Raw genomic sequence first — 16534 nt, 5'->3', positions numbered from 1 at the left:
CTGTTGCCCCCGGGGGCGCGGTGGTGTATCTGCTGCGAGTGGCGAAAAGCCGCGCCCCGCACGGGCGGGCGCGGCGCGCGCCTCCACCTCGAACCCTCGGGCGGCATCCGCGCATGGGCATCGCATCGGACATCATTCTCGTGGTCGTGGCCGCGCTGTTCGGCGGGCTGGTGGCCCAGCGGCTGCGCCAGCCGCTGGTGCTGGGCTACATTCTGGCAGGCATACTGGTCAGCCCCCATGCCGGGCTGGTAACGCTCTCCAGCGTCCACGACATCGAGCTGCTGGCCGAAATCGGCGTGGCGCTGCTGCTCTTCGCCCTGGGCCTGGAGTTCTCCTTCGAGGACCTGAAGCCCGTGCGACGCATCGCCCTCATCGGCACGCCGCTCCAGATCCTGCTGGTCACGGCCATGGGCTACGGCATCGGCCGGGGCCTGGGCTGGGAGTGGCTGCCCTCGGTCTGGCTGGGGGCCATGCTCTCCCTGTCCAGCACCATGGTCATCCTCAAGACTCTGGAGAGCCAGGGCTGGATGGGCACCCTCTCCAGCCGGGTCATGATCGGCATCCTCGTGGTGCAGGACCTGGCCCTGGTGCCGCTGCTCATCGTCCTGCCCCAGCTCGGCTCCCCGGAGGGCGGGCTCACGGCCCTGGCCTGGGCGGGGCTCAAGTCGGCCCTGTTCCTGGGGCTCATGGTCGTGGCGGGCACGCGGGTCTTCCCCTGGCTGCTGGGCCGGGTGGCCCGGGCGGGCTCGCGCGAGCTGTTCCTGCTGACCATCTGCGCCATCGGCCTGGGCGTGGGCTACGGCACCTATCTCTTCGGCCTGTCCTTCGCCTTCGGAGCCTTCGTGGCGGGCATGGTGCTCAGCGAATCCGACTTCGGCTATCAGGCCCTGGCGGACATCCTGCCCCTGCGCGACGTGTTCGGCCTGCTGTTCTTCGCCTCGGTGGGCATGCTGCTCGACCCGGCCTTCCTGGTGGAGAACCTGGGCATCGTACTGCTGCTTACCGGGCTGATATTCCTGGGCAAGGGCACCATCATGGCCGGGATGACCAAAATCTTCGGCTACGGCAACGTCATCCCCCTGGCCGTGGGCCTGGGCCTGTTCCAGGTCGGCGAGCTGTCCTTCCTCCTGGCCCGGGCGGGCCTCGACGCCAGGGCCATCAGCCAGGACCAGTATTCCCTGGTGCTGACCACCACGGTGGTCAGCATGATCCTGACCCCGTTCACCTCGCGGCTGACCGCCCCGCTCTACGCGCTGGTCCGCCGCTTCAGCGGGCGCGCGCCGCTGCAGACCATCAACCTGCCCGAGTCGGCACTCGGCGGGCACATCATCATCGTCGGCCACGGGCGCATCGGCGGGCTGGTGGCCGGGCTGCTGGCCCGCCAGGGCATCCCCCACGCGGTCATCGAATCCGGCCACCGGGCCATGGTCATGGCCAAGGAGGCCGGGGTGCCGGTGATTTACGGCGACGCGGCCCAGGATATCGTCATGGAGGCGGCCAACCCCGAGGGGGCCAAGCTCGTGCTGGTCACCCCGCCGGACTTTTCCACGGCCCGGGCCGTGGTGGCCCGGCTCATGGAGCGGCATCCGGACCTGCCGGTCATCGTGCGCGCGGCGGGCCGCGAGCAGCAGGTGGCCCTGCTGGAGATGGGCGTATACGCGGTCATCCAGCCCGAAATGGAAGCCGGGGTGGAGTTCGCCCGCCAGAGCCTGCTGCACCTGGGCACGCCGCCCACGGACGTGCAGCAGATCACCGACGAACTGCACCGCGAAATGTACGCCGCGCTCTACGAGGAGGCGCCGGGCTACGCCGCCACCGCGCGCCTGGGCGCCGCGCGCGACCTGCTGTGCGTGCACTGGGTGCGCGTGGCCCCCGGCAGCCCGGCGGCGGGCCGGGCCATCAAGGACCTGGCCGTGCGCACGCGCACCGGGGCCTCCATCGTCGGCGTGCTGCGCCCCGGGGGCTTCACGGCCAACATCGGCCCCGACGACGCCCTGCACCCCGGCGACGTTGCCGCCGTCATCGGCACCCGCGAACAGACCTGCGCCTTCCGCGCCCTGGCGACCCTCCCCCCGGAAGATCACACGACCTGACCCTGTCGCCTGGCGGGATGCGCGCACGGCCTCGGACGGGAGACCGCTCAGCCGCCCTCGCCGCGCACCTCGATGCCCAGGGGCCGTAATATCCTGGACAGCAGACCCTGCACCTTGGATATGGCCACCCCGTAATTGGTGATGGGCACGCCCCGGCGGCGGCATTCCCGTATCCGGCGCAACATTTCGGTCCTGCCGAGCATGCAGCCTCCGCAGTGCACCGCCAGGCGGTACCCCTCCAAGTCCTCGGGGAAATCGTGCCCGGCATAGAACTCAAAACGCAGTTCCCGCCCCGTGTATTGGGCGAACCAACGGGGAATTTTCACCCGCCCGATGTCGTCGGCCACAGGATGGTGGGAGCAGGCCTCGGCCACCAGCACCCGATCCCCATCCTGAAGACTGTCGATGACGGCGGCCCCGGCGGCCAGTTCCGTCAGGTCGCCCTTGTAGCGGGCGAACAACGTCGAAAAGGTGGTCAACGGCACGGCCTCGGGCACGTCTCCGGCCACTTTGAGCACCACTTGCGAATCCGTAACCACCAAGGCGGGCGGGCGGTTCAGACCTCCCAGGGCCGCCTCCAACTCCCGCTCCTTGACCACCAGGCCCATGGCGTCGCTGTCCAGGATATCGCGCAGCACCTGGACCTGGGGCAGGATGAGCCGTCCCTTGGGTGCGGCCAGGTCGATGGGCACCACGCAGACAACAACATCGCCCTCGCCCACGCAATCGCCCACCAGGGGCGGTTCCTGCCGGTATTCCTCCGGGGCCAGAGCCACCAGGGTCTGCTTCAGCTCCTGCACACCCTGGCCCGTGCTGGCCGAAACCGGCAGGAAAGGCACGCCCCGCTCCCGACAGAAGGCCGCGTCCTCTTCCCGGGGCTGCGGGCCGCCGCCGGGCGGGCAGAGGTCGGCCTTGTTGGCCGCCACGGCCACGGGCAGCCCCAGGCTGAGCAGTTCCTCTAGCAGCTTCCGCCCGTCGCGGCCCAATCCGGCCTCGCCGCAAACCAGCACGCACAGGTCCGAACGCAGCAGCACCTTGCGCGTGGCCTTGACGCGCAAGGCACCGAGGGCGCCTTCGTCGTCCAGCCCGGCGGTGTCGTAGAAGGTCACCGGCCCCAGGGGCAAAAGCTCATAGTGCTTGGCCACGGGGTCGGTGGTGGTTCCGGGCGTTTCGGAAACGATGGCTATGTCCTGGCCGGTGAGCGCGTTAATCAGCGACGACTTGCCCGCATTCCTCGCCCCCGCAATGGCCACGACCAGCCGAACCCCGCGTGGTGCCTGCTGCATTGATGCTCCTTGGGGCGAACCCCGGGTCTGCGGAGGGAACGAAACCCTCCTGGTGGATGGCGGCCTTGACCCTGGACACGACCTGGCGCGCCCCGGCCTCGACCACATTCTTGCCGGGATAGATCTCGTAGCCCCGCCGAACGTCCTCCGGCGTCAGGGACGGCATGATCACGTTGCATCCGGCGCGCACGTCGGGGCCGGAGACCGCACCGGGCAGACTGTTCAGGGCGCTGGTGGCCGGGATGTTGCTGCGCGGGCTGAGAATGCGCAGCAAGGCGGTGACGCGCAGGGTCGCTTCCAGGCTCCCGCAGGATTCTTCGCCCAACGGGGTCTGGGGGTGAGGCACGAAAGGCCCCGCCGCCAGCATGTCCAGATCCAGTTCGGCCAGGCGCAGTATGTCGCGGGCCAGAATGTCCCCGGTCATGCCCGGCAGGCCCACGATGATGCCCGAACCGACCTCGTAGCCCAGGCTGCGCAGGGCCTCCAGCCGCTCCAGACGATCCTCGATGCGCTCGCCCGGGCGCAGGCGGGCGTAGAGTGCCGGGTCGGTGGTTTCCAGCTTGATAAGATAGCGGTCCGCCCCGCTGTCGCGCAGCCGGGTCAGGTCTTCCAGGGGCCGGTCCCCCAGGGAGAGCGTCACCGCCAGGGACGAGCGTTCCTTGATGGCGCGGACCATGTCGCAGATGGTCCGGGCATCGTAGGAATAATCGTCGCCGGATTGCAGGACCACGGTGCCCAGGCCCAGGTCCGAAGCCAACAGGGCGGCCTGGACGATGCGTTCCGGAGCGAGCCGGTAGCGCACGGCACGGGTGTTGGGCGCGCGCAGGCCGCAATAGAGGCAGCGCTTGCAGCAGTGGCTCGAAAATTCCACGATGCCGCGCAGAAAGACCTGGCGGCCGAAAACGGCGCGCTTTACGACCTCGGCTTCGGCGAACAGGGCCTGGTCGTTGTGGCCGCGCAGGTGTTCCAGAACCGTCTGGATGTTCATGGGTTCCCCGTTCCTTCGGCTTCCGGCTCCGAAGCCGTGCCGTCCAGGCCCCGGGCGGCGGCGCGCAGTTCATCGTATTCGCCGGGAACGAAGCCGAGCTTGCGCATGCGCCGGGGCGAAAGCAGTTCGGCGATGGTCCCTGCGTCGGCCAGCCCCATGGCCTGGACCGTCTGGGCCACGCCCGCACCCGAGGCTTCGGCCCGCCGGAGCACGGACTCGACAACCCCGTAGCCCAGTGCAGGCACCAGCACCGTGGCCAGGGTCGTGCTGCGGTCCACAAGCTCCCGGCAGCGCCAGGGTCTGGCCTCCAGGCCACGCAGGCATTTTTCGTCGAACACCCGGACCGCGTTGCGCAAAAGCCGCACGGATTCCAGGAACTCATGAGCCAGCAGCGGCATGAGGTGATTCAGGTCGAGTTGCCCCAGACCCGCGCAGAGAGTCACGGTCTGCCCCGAGGCCATGACCTTGAGGGCCACCTGAGCCACGGCTTCGGGCAGCACGGGGTTGATTTTCCCGGCCATGATGCTGGATCCGGCCTGCAAGGCAGGCAGAACGATCTCGCCCAGCCCGCAGTCCGGGCCACTGGACAGCAGCCTGAAATCGTTTGCGATCTTGAGCAAGTTGGCTGCCAGGGCCGCGAGCATGCCCATGGCCTCCACAAAGCAATCCATGTTCTGCGTGGCGTCCACGAGGTTCTCGGCGCGGGACACGGGCAGACCCGTGATCCGCTTGAGATGCTCCACCACGCGCAGGATGTAGTCCCGAGGCGCGCCCAGGCCGGTGCCCACGGCGGTTCCGCCCAGGTTAACCTGCTTGATCCGCTCGCGGCACTTGAATATCCGCCAGCGGTCGCGGGCCACGGCCTCGGCGTAGGCTCCGAACTCCATGCCCAGGGTCATGGGCACGGCGTCGCGCAGTTGGGTCCGCCCCACCTTGAGCACATCGGCAAACGCCCGCTCCTTTTCCTGCATGCTTTCCTGAAGCCGGGTCAAGACCGCCTCCAACTCGCGCAGCAGCCCCAGCCCGGCAACCTTGAGCGCCGTGGGGAACACGTCGTTGGTGGACTGGTACATGTTGACGTGGGCCAGGGGATGGACCGGCGAGTAGCTTCCCAGGGGCGCGCCGAGCAATTCGTTGGCCCGGTTGGCCAGCACCTCGTTGACGTTCATGTTGGTGGAGGTGCCCGCCCCGCCCTGAAGCGGGTCCACCACCACATGCTCATGCAGGGCGCCTTCCTCCATCTCCCGGCAGGCGGTCAGCAGCGCCCCGGCCAGGGGCTCGGGCAGGTCGCCCCGCACGGCGTTCGTCTCGGCGCAGGCACGCTTGACCTGGGCCAGGGCCACAATGAACTCCCCGGGCCAGCGCAACCCGGACAGGGGGAAGTTCTCCCGGGCGCGCAGGGTGTGCACGCCCCAGTAAACGCCCTGGGGGATATCACGCTCCCCCAGGGCGTCGGATTCAACGCGTATCGACATGGTGCTCCAACGAGGCCAGCAGACGCCGCAGACCGTTTTGCTCCGCGTTGCCGGGCAGGCGGCGCCCCCCCACGCCCACAAGCAGGGTCATGCCCCGGCCCAGGGGATAGGCCAGGGCTAGCCCGCCGCAGCCCGCCGTTCCGGCGCTGTCCGGCCCGGGGCAGACGCAACGGGTATCCCGTCCGTCGCTGACCCAGATGCCGCCGGTATCATGGCTCCGGGCATACTCGGCGATCCGGTCCAGGGCACCGGCGTTCAAATGCAGGGTCATACCGGCCTCCTCACGGGGTCAGTAGTACAGATCCCGTTCACCCTGATGGATGCGCTCCAGCCGCCGCAGCAGGGAATCCTTGCGCGCGGGGTCGGGGAAGGACTCTAGCTCCCGGGCGATCATGGCCTCGCCTGCCTCGCGGGTGGCCGGCGAGGCGTAGTCCTCCAGGTATTCCTTGAAGGTCAACAGCCCGTTGGGCAGACAGAACTGCTGGATGAAGCCCTTCTTGGCCAATTCCATGAAATGCTCGCCCGTGCGCCCCAGGCGGTAGCAGGCCGTGCACCAGGAGGGCACGAAGCCGTGCTCCGTGACCACGGAACGGATGACCTCGTCCAGAGAGCGGCTGTCGCCGACGCAGAACTGCTGCACCTCCGGCCGGTCATAGTTGGGGTCCTGGTAGGCGCCGGGGTAGGTCCGCGATCCGGCGGACATCTGTGACACACCGACCTCGATGAGCTGGGTGCGCAGGTCGGCCTTCTCGCGGGTGGTCAGAATGAGCCCGGTGTACGGCACGGCGATGCGCAGCACGGCCACGATCTTTTTGAAGAGATGATCCTGGACGAGGAACGGCGGGTTATAGGCCATTTCGGAGTTCAAGGCGGGCTCCATGCGCGGGAAAGAGATGGTGTGCGGGCCCACGCCATAGTCCTTCTCAAGCTGGGCGGCATGGTGCAGCAGGCCAAGGACCTCGAAGATCGGGTCGAAAAGCCCGAACAGCGCTCCCAGGGCCACATCGTCCACCCCGCCCTCCTGGGCCCGGTGCAGCGCGTTCAGGCGCCACTCAAAGTTCCGCTTGATGCCGCCCAGGTGGACCTTGCGGTAGGTCTCCTTGTGGTAGGTTTCCTGGAAGCATTGGTAGGTGCCGATGCCCACCTCGTGCAGCAGCCGGTAGCCTTCCACGTCCAGAGGCGCGCAGTTGATGTTCACGCGGCGGATTTCTCCGCTCTTCTCGGAGGTCACATCGTAGACCGTGCGCACGGTGTCGGCGATCCATTCCGCACCCAGTTTGGGATGTTCGCCGTAGACGAGCAGCAGGCGCTTGTGGCCCAGGTCCTCCAACACCTCCACCTCGCGGCGCAGTTCCGCCGGGGTCAGGGTGCGCCGCTCCAGGTCCTTGTTGTCGGCGTTGAAGCCGCAGTAGGCGCAGCGGTTCTTGCATTCGTTGGTGATGTAGAGCGGGGCGAAAAGCACGATGCGGTTGCCGTAGATGCCCTGCTTGATGGCCCGGGCGGCAGCGAGGATTTCCTCGTCGAGCCCGGGGTCGGCGTTCTTGAGCAGCGCGGCGGCTTCAAAGGGCGTGATGCCTTTGCGCTCCAGGCCCTTGGCCAGAATCTCGCGCACCAGGGCCGGGGCCGGATTCTCGGCGCGCTCCATGGCGGCCCAGATGGCCGCCTCGTCGATGAAATTCCGCGATTCCGTGACGCTGTCCAGGGTGCTCATGCCGATTTCCTCCAGATTACAGGGTGTGGGAATGGACGGTGACGTTCTCCAGGGCGTCCAGGCGGCGGACCATGTCGGCCACGGCCTCGCCGTCGCCGTCCACCACCAGGGCGACGACGCTGACGCCCCGCTGGTGGAACGGCAAGCCCACCCGCCCGACGATGATGTCGGGGTGACACGCCAAAACCTCGTTCACCCGCAGGGCGGCCTGGGACAGGTTGGTGATGAACAGGGCGACGACCCCGAGCTGTGCGGCCATGGCATTCTCCTCCTATGGTCCAGAGAAGACGGCCAGACGCCAGGGCACGGGGCCCCGTAAGGAAGGGATGAACGAAGAGGGAGAAAACGATGGAGCCCGCGGTGAGGGCGAGTTCTGTCGTTCTCGCCCTGAGGTTCAGGATTGGATCCCCCTTCCCGCAGGCTGCTTCTCTCGAAAAAATGGTTTCGAGAGGAAGCTACCCCAGAGAGTAGCACGTGTCAAATTTTTATAACACAATTCAATTACAAAAATTAAAATTCAATACTGTTCAAAGCCCTTTTCATTGAAACAAGTGCTCAGCGTCGAAAATTACGAACACCCGGCAGGACGGGTTTCCGCCGTAACGGCCCCGCCGCAGCCTGTTCCGCGTACTCCAGGTCGCGCGGCGCGGCCCGTTCCGTACCGGAAACGCCCCCATGCTCACACTCGACCCACGACGAAAGCCCCCTGCGATGCGCATCGCAGGGGGCTTTCGCCACGGTCGTGTTCCGGCTCCCGGATTGCGGTCGCCCGGTCCTACACCGGGTCGGGGCGCCCGATGCTGAAGTAGGCGAAGCCGCCGTCGGCCAGTTCGCGCGGGTTGTAGAGGTTGCGGCCGTCGAAGAGCACCGGCGCGCGCAGGGCGGCCTTGATGCGCTCGAAATCCGGCGTGCGGAACTGGTTCCACTCCGTGACCACGGCCAGGGCGTCGGCACCCCGCAGGGCGTCGTACTGGGCCTCGACCACCTCGGCCAGGGCGTTGCCCTCCAGCTCGCGCCGGGCGTTGGGGCCCGCCACGGGGTCGAAGGCGCGGACCTTCATGCCCAGGTTGGTCAGATACTCCACGGTTTTCAGCGACGACGCCTCGCGGATGTCGTCGGTGTTGGCCTTGAAGGCCAGGCCCCACAGGGCCAGCGTCCGCCCGGCAACGCCGCCCTGGTCCGCGAAGTAGCGCTCCACGCGCTTGGCCACGGCCAGCTTCTGGCGGTCGTTCACCTCGTCCACCGCCGTGAGCAGTTGCGGCTCGACCCCGGCCTCGCGGGCGGTGTTGATCAGCGCCTTCACGTCCTTGGGGAAGCAGGAACCGCCGTAGCCCACGCCGGGGTAGATGAAGTGGTAGCCGATGCGCTGGTCGGAGCCGATGCCCTGGCGGACCATGCGCACGTCGGCGCCCACGCGCTCGCAGATGCCCGCGATCTCGTTGATGAAGGAAATCTTGGTCGCCAGCATGCAGTTGGCGGCGTACTTGGTCATCTCCGCGCTGCGCACGTTCATGACGATGAGCTTGTCGCGGGTGCGGGCGAAGGGGGCGTAGAGCGCGCGCATGACCTCGGCGGCGGCCTCGTTGTCCGTGCCCAGCACCACGCGGTCGGGCTTCATGAAGTCCGCCACGGCGTCGCCTTCCTTGAGAAACTCGGGGTTGGAGACGACATCGAAGGCGATGGCCGCCCCGCGCGCCTCCAGTTCGGCGGCGACGAGGGCGCGGACCTGATCGGCGGTGCCCACGGGCACGGTGGATTTGTCCACCACCACGAGGGGGGCGGTCATGGTCCGGCCGATCTGGCGGGCCACCTGATGCACGAAGCTCAGGTCGCACGAGCCGTCGGGGCGGCTGGGCGTGCCCACGGTAATGAAGACCACCCGGGCCCCGTCCAGGCCCTCGGCCAACTCGGTGGTGAAGGTCAGGCGGCCCTCGCGGGTGCCCCGGGTCACGAGATCCTCCAGGCCGGGTTCGTAGATATGCACCCGTCCGGCGCGCAGCTTCTCCACCACGGCGGGGTTCACGTCCACGCAACGCACGTCGTTGCCCATTTCGGCGAGGCAGGCGGCGCTGACCAGGCCCACGTATCCGGTGCCCACGATGCAGATATTCATCCGGTCGTCCTCGGGTTGTATGCGGTTTCGGGCCGGGGGGCCCGCGACGGCGCAAAGGTAGTCGCGCCCCGGGGCTTAGTCAACTCCCGCCCCGCGCCGCCACGCAAGCGTCATCGTCCGCTGCCGTTCCGGGGCCGGACCGCCTCCGCGCGCCAAGCGGTCTTTGTGGCCGTTTGCCCTTGACTTTCCCTGTGGGTTCAGCAGAATCCGCACAAGGGCGACCCCTCGGGCCGCCGCGAGCGCACCGATAATCAATCAAGACCACCCAAGCCTTTTGAGGACACGACCATGCCTTCCCTCGCCGTCAACGTGGACCACATCGCCACCCTGCGTCAGGCCCGCCGGGGCACAGAGCCCGATCCCGTCACCGCAGCCCTCATGGCCGAACTGGCCGGGGCGCGCTGCATCATCTGCCACCTGCGCGAGGACCGCCGCCACATCCAGGACCGCGACCTCGACCTGCTGCGCGCCACGGTGCAGACCCGCCTGAACCTGGAAATGGCCGCCACGGACGAGATGCTGGGCATCTGCCTGCGCACCCGGCCGGACATCATCTGCCTCGTGCCCGAAAAGCGCCAGGAACTGACCACCGAGGGCGGGCTGGACGTGGCCGGGCGCACGGCCTTCATCCGCGACTACCTGCGCCCCGTGCTCGACGCGGGCATCGAAACCAGCCTGTTCGTGGACGCCGACCCCCGCCAGGTCGAAGCCGCCGCCCAGACCGGCACCGGATACATCGAACTGCACACCGGACACTACGCCGACGCCGCCACTCCCGCCGCCGCCAAGGCCGAACTGGAACGGATCCTGGCCGCCGTCCGTCAGGCCCGCGAGCTGGGCATGCAGGTCAACCTCGGCCACGGCCTGAACTACGTGAACATCATGCCCTTTGCCCAGGTGCCGGGCATCCATGAATATTCCATAGGACACAGCATCATCTCCCGCGCGGCCTTCGTGGGCATCTCCCAGGCCGTGCGCGAAATGAACGACATCATCCGCACCTTCGTCGAGTAGGGGAGCCCATGATCGTCGGCCTCGGCCTGGACGTGGTGGAACTGGAGCGCGTGGAAGCGACCCTGAAACGCTTCGGGGAGCGCTTCACCCGCCGCATCCTGACCCCGGCGGAGCAGGAGGCCATGCCCGGGGGCCGTGCCGTGCCCTACCTCGCCGCGCGCTTCGCCGCCAAGGAGGCCGCCTCCAAGGCCCTGGGCACGGGCATCGCCTCCGGCGTGGGCTTTCACGACATGGAAATCCTGCGCCTGCCCTCGGGCCAGCCCGAGTTGCGCCTGTCCGGCGGGGCGGCCCTGCGCCTGCGCGCCCTGGGCGGCGCGCGGGCCCACGTCAGCCTGACCCACGGCCGCGACACGGCCGCCGCCGTGGTCGTCCTGGAGAGCCTGTGACCTGCCGCATCCCCCACGCCCTGCCCCTGCCCACGCCCGCCGAAATGGCCGCCTGGGACCACGCGGCCATCCACGAATTCGGCCTGCGCCAGGAGGTGCTCATGGAGGCCGCCGGGCGCGCCGCCGCCGACGTGGCGCTGGACATCCTGGGCACGGCTCCGGGGCTGCGGGCCCTGGTGCTGGCCGGAGGCGGCAACAACGGCGGCGACGCCTTCGTGGCCGCACGGCATCTGGCCGACGCCGGAGCCCAGGTATTGGTGCTGCACACCGTGCCCGCCCGACGCTACCGGGGCGCGGCGGCGGTCAATCTGCGCCTGGCCCGGCGCATGGGCCTGCCCGTGGCCTGCCTGGGCGCGCGCGACCCCGAGGCCGTGGCCCGCGCCCACTGGACGGGCGCCGCGCCGGACCTTGTGGTCGACGGCCTGCTGGGCACGGGCTTTTCCGGCCCCCTGCGCCCCGCCGCCCGGGGCTGGACCGGCGCCGTGAACCGCCTGGGCCGCGAAGCCTTCGTCCTGGCGCTGGACATTCCCTCGGGCCTGGACGGCGCCACGGGCCACCCGGACCCCGAAGCCGTGCGCGCCGACGCCACGGTCTGCTTCCAGGCCGCCAAGCTGGGCACGGCCCTGCCCGAGGCCGGGCCCTGGACGGGCGAATTGTACGTGGAACCCATCGGCATTCCAGGCTTTCTCATCCGCCGCGCTCCGGCGCGCACCGCCCTGCTCACGGCAGGCACGGCCCTGCTGGCGCCGCAGCCCGACCCGCTGATGCACAAGGGCCGCGCCGGGCACGTGCTGGTGGTCGGCGGGTCGCGCGGGCTTACGGGGGCGCCGCTGCTGGCGGCCCTGGGCGCCCTGCGCGGCGGGGCCGGGCTGGCCACGGTGGCCTGCCCCGGGGCTCTGGCCGCCGAAATCCGCTCGGGCCGGCCCGACGTGATGACCCTGCCCCTGGGCGAAGGCCGCGACTGGAGCGCGGCCCTGGCCGCCGAACTGGCCCCGGCCCTGGGGCGCTTCGCCGCCGTGGCCCTGGGCCCGGGCCTGGGCCGCGAGCCCGGCGCCGGGGAATTCCTGCGCGCCCTGCTGGCGCTGCCCGACCTGCCGCCGCTGCTGGCCGACGCCGACGCCCTGTTCTGGCTGGCGCAAGCGCCCGGGCTGGCCGCGCGCGCCGCCGTGCTCACCCCGCACCCCGGCGAGGCCGCGCGCCTTACAGGGGCGGACAGCGCCGCCGTTCAGGCCGACCGCCCCGGCACGGCCCGGGCCCTGGCCGCGCGCCTGGGCGCCGTGGTGGCCCTCAAGGGCGCGGGCACGGTGGTCGCCGCGCCGGACGGCGCCGCGTGGCTGGCACCCTTCGCCGTGCCCGCCCTGGCCGTGGCCGGGTCGGGCGATGTGCTCTCGGGGCTGACCGCCGCGCTGCTGGCCCGGGGGCTGGCGCCCGCCGAGGCCGCCTGCCTGGGCGTGTACTGGCACGGGCTGGCGGGCGAGGCCGTGCAGGCCCGGGCCCCCCTGCGCGGGGCCCTGGCGTCGGAAATCGCCGCCGCCCTGCCCCGGGCCCTGCTTTCGGCTTTCGAGGATTTTCCGCAACCCGCTCCAACGACACTCACCCCGGAGGACGACACCGATGCTTAAAGCCAAGGATATCATGACCCCCAACCCCATGACCCTGGCCCCCGGCGACGACATCAGCGCCGCCGCGCGCACCCTGCTCGACGCCCGCGTCAACGGCCTGCCGGTGCTCGACGCCTCCGGCGCCCTGGTGGGCGTGCTCTGCCAGAGCGATCTGGTCGCCCAGCAGAAAACCCTGCGCCTGCCGTCCATCTTCACCCTGCTGGACGGGCTGATCCCCCTGTCGTCCACGCGCGACGTGGAGCGCGAGATGGAACGCATCGCCGCGCTGACCGTGGAGCAGGCCATGACGCCCCACCCCGTGACCGTGGAGCCCGAAACGCCCATTTCCGAGGTGGCGAGCCTGATGGTGGACCGCAAGTTCCACACCATCCCCGTGGTGGATCAGGACAAGCTCGTGGGCGTCATCGGCAAGGAGGACATCCTGCGCACCCTGCTGGACGGCCGGGGCTAAGGCGTGGACGACGGGCGCAGCCTGACCCTGACCCTGCCCGACGAGGCGGCCACCCTGGCCCTGGGCCGGGCCCTGGCCCGGGCCCTGGAGCTGACGGACCCGGCCCAGGCCGTGCTGCTCCTCGGGGGCCTGGGCGCGGGCAAGACGACCCTGGTCCGCGCGCTGGTGCCCGCCCTGCCCGGCGGCGAGGACGCCCGCGTGTCCAGCCCGAGCTTCAACATCATGAACCTCTACCCCACGGACCCGGAAACAGCCCACTTCGACCTCTACCGCCTGGAAGGCCTGGGGCCCGACGAAACCCTGCTGGAATACCTGCACGACCCCGGGCTGCTGGTGGTGGTCGAATGGGCGCAGTATCTGGACCGCGCCCACTGGCCCGCCGGGCATCTGCTGCTGGAATGGCCCGAAGGCGCCCCGGTGCGCACGGTGGTCTTGACGGCAGCGGGAAAGAAGGCCAAGGAAACCCTTCGCGCGCTGGAAATCGATTACGGCGCGCCAGCCCGTTAACCAGTCCCAGGAGTGACGCTACATGGGCATCATCGTTCAGAAATTCGGGGGCACCTCCGTGGCCAACCTGGAATGCATGCGCCAGGTGCTGGCCAAGGTCCGCTCCGCCCACTGCGACGGGGCCAACAAGGTCGTGGTGGTGCTCTCGGCCATGGCCGGGGAGACCAACCGGCTCCTCGCCATGGCCCGCCAGTGGTCGCCGCGCCCCGACGCGGCGGAGATGGATTCGCTGGTGTCCACCGGCGAACAGGTCTCCGTGGCCCTGTTCGCCATGCTGCTCAAGGACGCCGGGCTCAAGGCCCGCTCCCTGCTCGGCTTCCAGGCCGAGGTGGAGACGGATTCGCGCTACGGCAAGGCCCGCATCCTGGGCATCAACAGCGACAAGCTGCGCGCCATGCTCGAAACCCACGACGTGCTGGTCATGGCCGGATTCCAGGGCGTGGACTGTCACGGACGCATCACCACCCTGGGCCGCGGCGGCTCGGACACCTCGGCCGTGGCCATGGCCGTGGCCATCTCCGCCGACGTGTGCGAGATATACACCGACGTGGATGGGGTTTACACGACCGACCCCAACCTGTGCTCCACCGCGCGCAAGATTCCGAAGATCAGCTACGACGAGATGCTGGAAATGGCCAGCATGGGCGCCAAGGTGCTCCAGATCCGCTCCGTCGAATTCGCCAAGAAATACAACATGACCGTCCACGTCCGCTCCACCTTCTCGGACTGCAACGGCACTTTCGTAACCCAGGAGGATGAAAGCATGGAAGCCGTTCTGGTTTCGGGCATCGCATACGACAAGGACCAGGCCCGCGTCACCGTCCTGGACGTGCAGGACCGCCCGGGCGTGGCCTCCTCGCTGTTCTCGCCCCTGGCCGACGCGGGCATCGTGGTCGACATGATCATCCAGAACACCTCGCGCGACGGCAAGACCACGGACATGACCTTCACCGTGCCCCGGGCCGACCTGGACGAGACCCTGCAGATCATCGAGGCCATCAAGCACCGCCTGGGCGCCACCGACGTGCTCACCGACGAGCGCGTGGCCAAGGTCTCGGTCATCGGCGTGGGCATGCGCTCGCACTCCGGCGTGGCCTCGCGCATGTTCGCCGCCCTGCACGACGAGGGCATCAACATCCTGATGATCTCCACCTCCGAAATCAAGGTCACCTGCCTCATCGAGGAGAAGTACACCGAACTGGCCGTGCGCACGCTGCACGACAAATTCGAGCTGGACAAGACCAGGAACGTTTGCTGATGACCAAAAAAATCGCCATCTACGACACCACGCTGCGCGACGGCACCCAGGCCGAGGAAATCAACCTTTCCACGGCGGACAAGGTGCGCATCGCCCAGCGGCTGGCGGAGTTGGGGGTGGACTACATCGAGGGCGGCTGGCCCGGCTCCAACCAGACGGACCGGGCCTTCTTCGGCGAGATCGCGGGCTACGACCTCGGCCGCGCGCGCGTGGCGGCCTTCGGCAGCACCCACGCCCCGGGCAAGACCGCCGAAACCGACCCCAACCTGCGGGCGCTGGTGGAAGCGGGCTGCCCGGTGGCGACCATTTTCGGCAAAGCCTGGGACCTGCACGTGCGCGAGGCCCTGCGCGTGCCCCTGGCGCGCAACCTGGAGCTGGTGAGCGATTCCGTGGCCTTCCTGCGCCGGCATTTCCAGGAGGTCTTCTTCGACGCCGAGCACTTCTTCGACGGCTTCAAGGCCAATGCGGACTACGCCCTGGAAGTGCTGCGCCGGGCCCACGAGGCCGGGGCCGCGGCCGTCGTCCTGTGCGACACCAACGGCGGCTGCCTGCCCTCGGAAATCCGGCGCATCGTGCGCGCCGCGCGCAAGGCCCTGCCCGGCGCCACGCTCGGCATCCACACCCACAACGACTCCGAAAGCGCCGTGGCCAACACCGTCGAGGCCGTGGAATGCGGCGCGACCCACGTGCAGGGCACCATCAACGGCTACGGCGAGCGCTGCGGCAACGCCAACCTGTGCTCCATCATTCCCAACCTGGAGCTGAAGCACGGCGGGCGCTACCGTTGCCTGCCCGCAGGCGCCCTGCCCGGGCTGACCGAGGCCAGCAGCTTCGTGGCCGAGGTCTGCAACCTGCGGCCCTTCATGCGCCAGCCCTTCGTGGGCCACTCGGCCTTCGCCCACAAGGGCGGCATCCACGTCTCCGCCGTGCTGCGCAACCCCGAGACCTACGAGCACATCCGCCCCGAGGCCGTGGGCAACCGCCAGCGCGTGCTGCTCTCCGACCTCGCCGGGCGCAGCAACATCCTGTTCATGGCCCGGCGCTTCGGCTTCGAGCTGGACAAGAACGACTCGGCGGTCATGGAACTGCTGGCCGAGGTCAAGGAGCGCGAGAGCCGGGGCTACGAGTATTCCTCGGCCGAGGCGTCCTTCGAGCTGATGTTCTTCCGGGCCATGGGCCTGTCCAAGCAGTACTTCCGCCTGCTGCACTTCAACGTGGTGGACATGCTGCGCGAAGGCCAGGACGAGCCCTACAGCGAAGCCACGGTGCGCATCAAGGTCGGCGGGCAGGTCGAGCACACGGCGGCCACCGGCCACGGCCAGGTCAACGCGCTGGACAACGCCATCCGCAAGGCCCTGGACCGCTTCTACCCCGCCGTGCGCGACATGCGCCTGTCGGACTTCAAGGTCCGCGTGCTCTCGGGCGCCCTGCGCGACACGGGCGGTACGGCCTCCTACGTGCGCGTGCTCATCGAGTCGCAGGACAAGACGCACACCTGGACCACCGTCGGCGTCTCCTACGACGTGATCCACGCCAGTTGGGAGGCCCTGGTGGACTCCATCACCTACAAACTGTTCAAGGACGACTCCGCGCGCTGGCCCGCCCGCGAGGAGTAGCCCCGGCGGAGGAA

The 16534-nt window shown here is 69.1% G+C and carries 15 protein-coding genes; 8 read left to right on the top strand and 7 right to left on the bottom strand.

Features of this window, described 5'->3' with window-relative positions:
• The first annotated feature begins 113 nt into the window (after nt 1–113).
• Nucleotides 114–2093, top strand: coding sequence for a monovalent cation:proton antiporter family protein (locus ACZ5KV_RS15515; RefSeq protein WP_464240190.1), 1980 nt, complete (start codon nt 114–116; stop codon nt 2091–2093).
• Between the two features lie 47 nt (nt 2094–2140).
• Here ACZ5KV_RS15515 and hydF read toward each other — a convergent pair whose 3' ends face one another.
• From hydF to ACZ5KV_RS15480, 7 genes are all read right to left on the bottom strand, one after another.
• On the bottom strand, nt 2141–3379 hold the full coding sequence (gene hydF / locus ACZ5KV_RS15510) for a [FeFe] hydrogenase H-cluster maturation GTPase HydF (protein ID WP_464240189.1): 1239 nt from the start codon (nt 3377–3379) through the stop codon (nt 2141–2143).
• Entirely contained in the window at nt 3300–4367 is a 1068-nt protein-coding gene (gene hydE / locus ACZ5KV_RS15505; protein WP_464240188.1) for a [FeFe] hydrogenase H-cluster radical SAM maturase HydE, read from the bottom strand. The genes hydF and hydE overlap by 80 nt, the downstream gene beginning before the upstream one ends.
• The gene (locus ACZ5KV_RS15500) at nt 4364–5842 is read right to left on the bottom strand and encodes an aspartate ammonia-lyase (RefSeq protein ID WP_464240187.1); all 1479 of its coding nucleotides are present in this window, start codon (nt 5840–5842) and stop codon (nt 4364–4366) included. Before ACZ5KV_RS15500 ends, hydE begins: the two co-directional genes overlap by 4 nt.
• On the bottom strand, nt 5826–6113 hold the full coding sequence (locus ACZ5KV_RS15495; protein ID WP_464240186.1) for a hypothetical protein: 288 nt from the start codon (nt 6111–6113) through the stop codon (nt 5826–5828). The genes ACZ5KV_RS15500 and ACZ5KV_RS15495 overlap by 17 nt, the downstream gene beginning before the upstream one ends.
• Before the next feature lie 18 nt (nt 6114–6131).
• Nucleotides 6132–7553: a [FeFe] hydrogenase H-cluster radical SAM maturase HydG gene (gene hydG / locus ACZ5KV_RS15490; RefSeq protein ID WP_464240185.1), complete on the bottom strand. Its 1422-nt coding sequence runs from the start codon at nt 7551–7553 to the stop codon at nt 6132–6134.
• A 16-nt stretch (nt 7554–7569) separates the two neighbouring features.
• A complete protein-coding gene (locus ACZ5KV_RS15485; protein ID WP_464240184.1) occupies nt 7570–7812 on the bottom strand; it encodes a TM1266 family iron-only hydrogenase system putative regulator in 243 nt (80 codons plus the stop codon).
• Between the two features lie 516 nt (nt 7813–8328).
• Entirely contained in the window at nt 8329–9666 is a 1338-nt protein-coding gene (locus ACZ5KV_RS15480) for a UDP-glucose dehydrogenase family protein (protein WP_464240183.1), read from the bottom strand.
• Between the two features lie 288 nt (nt 9667–9954).
• On the opposite strand from ACZ5KV_RS15480, the gene ACZ5KV_RS15475 reads away from it, so the two are divergent.
• The 7 genes from ACZ5KV_RS15475 to cimA are packed head-to-tail and all read left to right on the top strand — an operon-like array spanning nt 9955 to nt 16520.
• Complete coding sequence (locus tag ACZ5KV_RS15475) at nt 9955–10680, top strand: pyridoxine 5'-phosphate synthase (protein WP_464240182.1); 726 nt, start codon at nt 9955–9957, stop codon at nt 10678–10680.
• Nucleotides 10681–10688: 8 nt separating this feature from the next.
• The gene (locus ACZ5KV_RS15470; RefSeq protein ID WP_464240181.1) at nt 10689–11066 is read left to right on the top strand and encodes a holo-[acyl-carrier-protein] synthase; all 378 of its coding nucleotides are present in this window, start codon (nt 10689–10691) and stop codon (nt 11064–11066) included.
• Nucleotides 11063–12688, top strand: coding sequence for an NAD(P)H-hydrate dehydratase (locus tag ACZ5KV_RS15465; protein WP_464240180.1), 1626 nt, complete (start codon nt 11063–11065; stop codon nt 12686–12688). Before ACZ5KV_RS15470 ends, ACZ5KV_RS15465 begins: the two co-directional genes overlap by 4 nt.
• Nucleotides 12681–13139 carry a CBS domain-containing protein gene (locus ACZ5KV_RS15460; RefSeq protein ID WP_464240179.1) on the top strand — a complete coding sequence of 153 codons (459 nt, stop codon included), beginning with the start codon at nt 12681–12683 and terminating at the stop codon, nt 13137–13139. Before ACZ5KV_RS15465 ends, ACZ5KV_RS15460 begins: the two co-directional genes overlap by 8 nt.
• Nucleotides 13140–13142: 3 nt before the next feature.
• A complete protein-coding gene (tsaE, locus tag ACZ5KV_RS15455; protein ID WP_464240178.1) occupies nt 13143–13646 on the top strand; it encodes a tRNA (adenosine(37)-N6)-threonylcarbamoyltransferase complex ATPase subunit type 1 TsaE in 504 nt (167 codons plus the stop codon).
• Between the two features lie 22 nt (nt 13647–13668).
• Nucleotides 13669–14904 (top strand): aspartate kinase, encoded by a 1236-nt coding sequence (locus ACZ5KV_RS15450; RefSeq protein ID WP_464240177.1) that lies wholly within the window; start codon nt 13669–13671, stop codon nt 14902–14904.
• The gene (gene cimA, locus ACZ5KV_RS15445) at nt 14904–16520 is read left to right on the top strand and encodes a citramalate synthase (RefSeq protein ID WP_464240176.1); all 1617 of its coding nucleotides are present in this window, start codon (nt 14904–14906) and stop codon (nt 16518–16520) included. Before ACZ5KV_RS15450 ends, cimA begins: the two co-directional genes overlap by 1 nt.
• Nucleotides 16521–16534 lie beyond the last annotated feature (14 nt).

Source organism: Desulfocurvus thunnarius (assembly GCF_055390965.1).
Note: the sequence above shows the minus strand (reverse complement) of the source record. Positions and strands in the feature narration are given on the sequence as shown.

What these genes read in the sequence shown, in the direction of transcription:
- ACZ5KV_RS15515 (WP_464240190.1), top strand. Translation starts at nt 114, where the DNA reads ATGGGCATCGCATCGGACATCATTCTCGTGGTCGTGGCCGCGCTGTTC.
- hydF (WP_464240189.1), bottom strand. Translation starts at nt 3,379, where the DNA reads ATGCAGCAGGCACCACGCGGGGTTCGGCTGGTCGTGGCCATTGCGGGG.
- hydE (WP_464240188.1), bottom strand. Translation starts at nt 4,367, where the DNA reads ATGAACATCCAGACGGTTCTGGAACACCTGCGCGGCCACAACGACCAG.
- ACZ5KV_RS15500 (WP_464240187.1), bottom strand. Translation starts at nt 5,842, where the DNA reads ATGTCGATACGCGTTGAATCCGACGCCCTGGGGGAGCGTGATATCCCC.
- ACZ5KV_RS15495 (WP_464240186.1), bottom strand. Translation starts at nt 6,113, where the DNA reads ATGACCCTGCATTTGAACGCCGGTGCCCTGGACCGGATCGCCGAGTAT.
- hydG (WP_464240185.1), bottom strand. Translation starts at nt 7,553, where the DNA reads ATGAGCACCCTGGACAGCGTCACGGAATCGCGGAATTTCATCGACGAG.
- ACZ5KV_RS15485 (WP_464240184.1), bottom strand. Translation starts at nt 7,812, where the DNA reads ATGGCCGCACAGCTCGGGGTCGTCGCCCTGTTCATCACCAACCTGTCC.
- ACZ5KV_RS15480 (WP_464240183.1), bottom strand. Translation starts at nt 9,666, where the DNA reads ATGAATATCTGCATCGTGGGCACCGGATACGTGGGCCTGGTCAGCGCC.
- ACZ5KV_RS15475 (WP_464240182.1), top strand. Translation starts at nt 9,955, where the DNA reads ATGCCTTCCCTCGCCGTCAACGTGGACCACATCGCCACCCTGCGTCAG.
- ACZ5KV_RS15470 (WP_464240181.1), top strand. Translation starts at nt 10,689, where the DNA reads ATGATCGTCGGCCTCGGCCTGGACGTGGTGGAACTGGAGCGCGTGGAA.
- ACZ5KV_RS15460 (WP_464240179.1), top strand. Translation starts at nt 12,681, where the DNA reads ATGCTTAAAGCCAAGGATATCATGACCCCCAACCCCATGACCCTGGCC.
- ACZ5KV_RS15450 (WP_464240177.1), top strand. Translation starts at nt 13,669, where the DNA reads ATGGGCATCATCGTTCAGAAATTCGGGGGCACCTCCGTGGCCAACCTG.
- cimA (WP_464240176.1), top strand. Translation starts at nt 14,904, where the DNA reads ATGACCAAAAAAATCGCCATCTACGACACCACGCTGCGCGACGGCACC.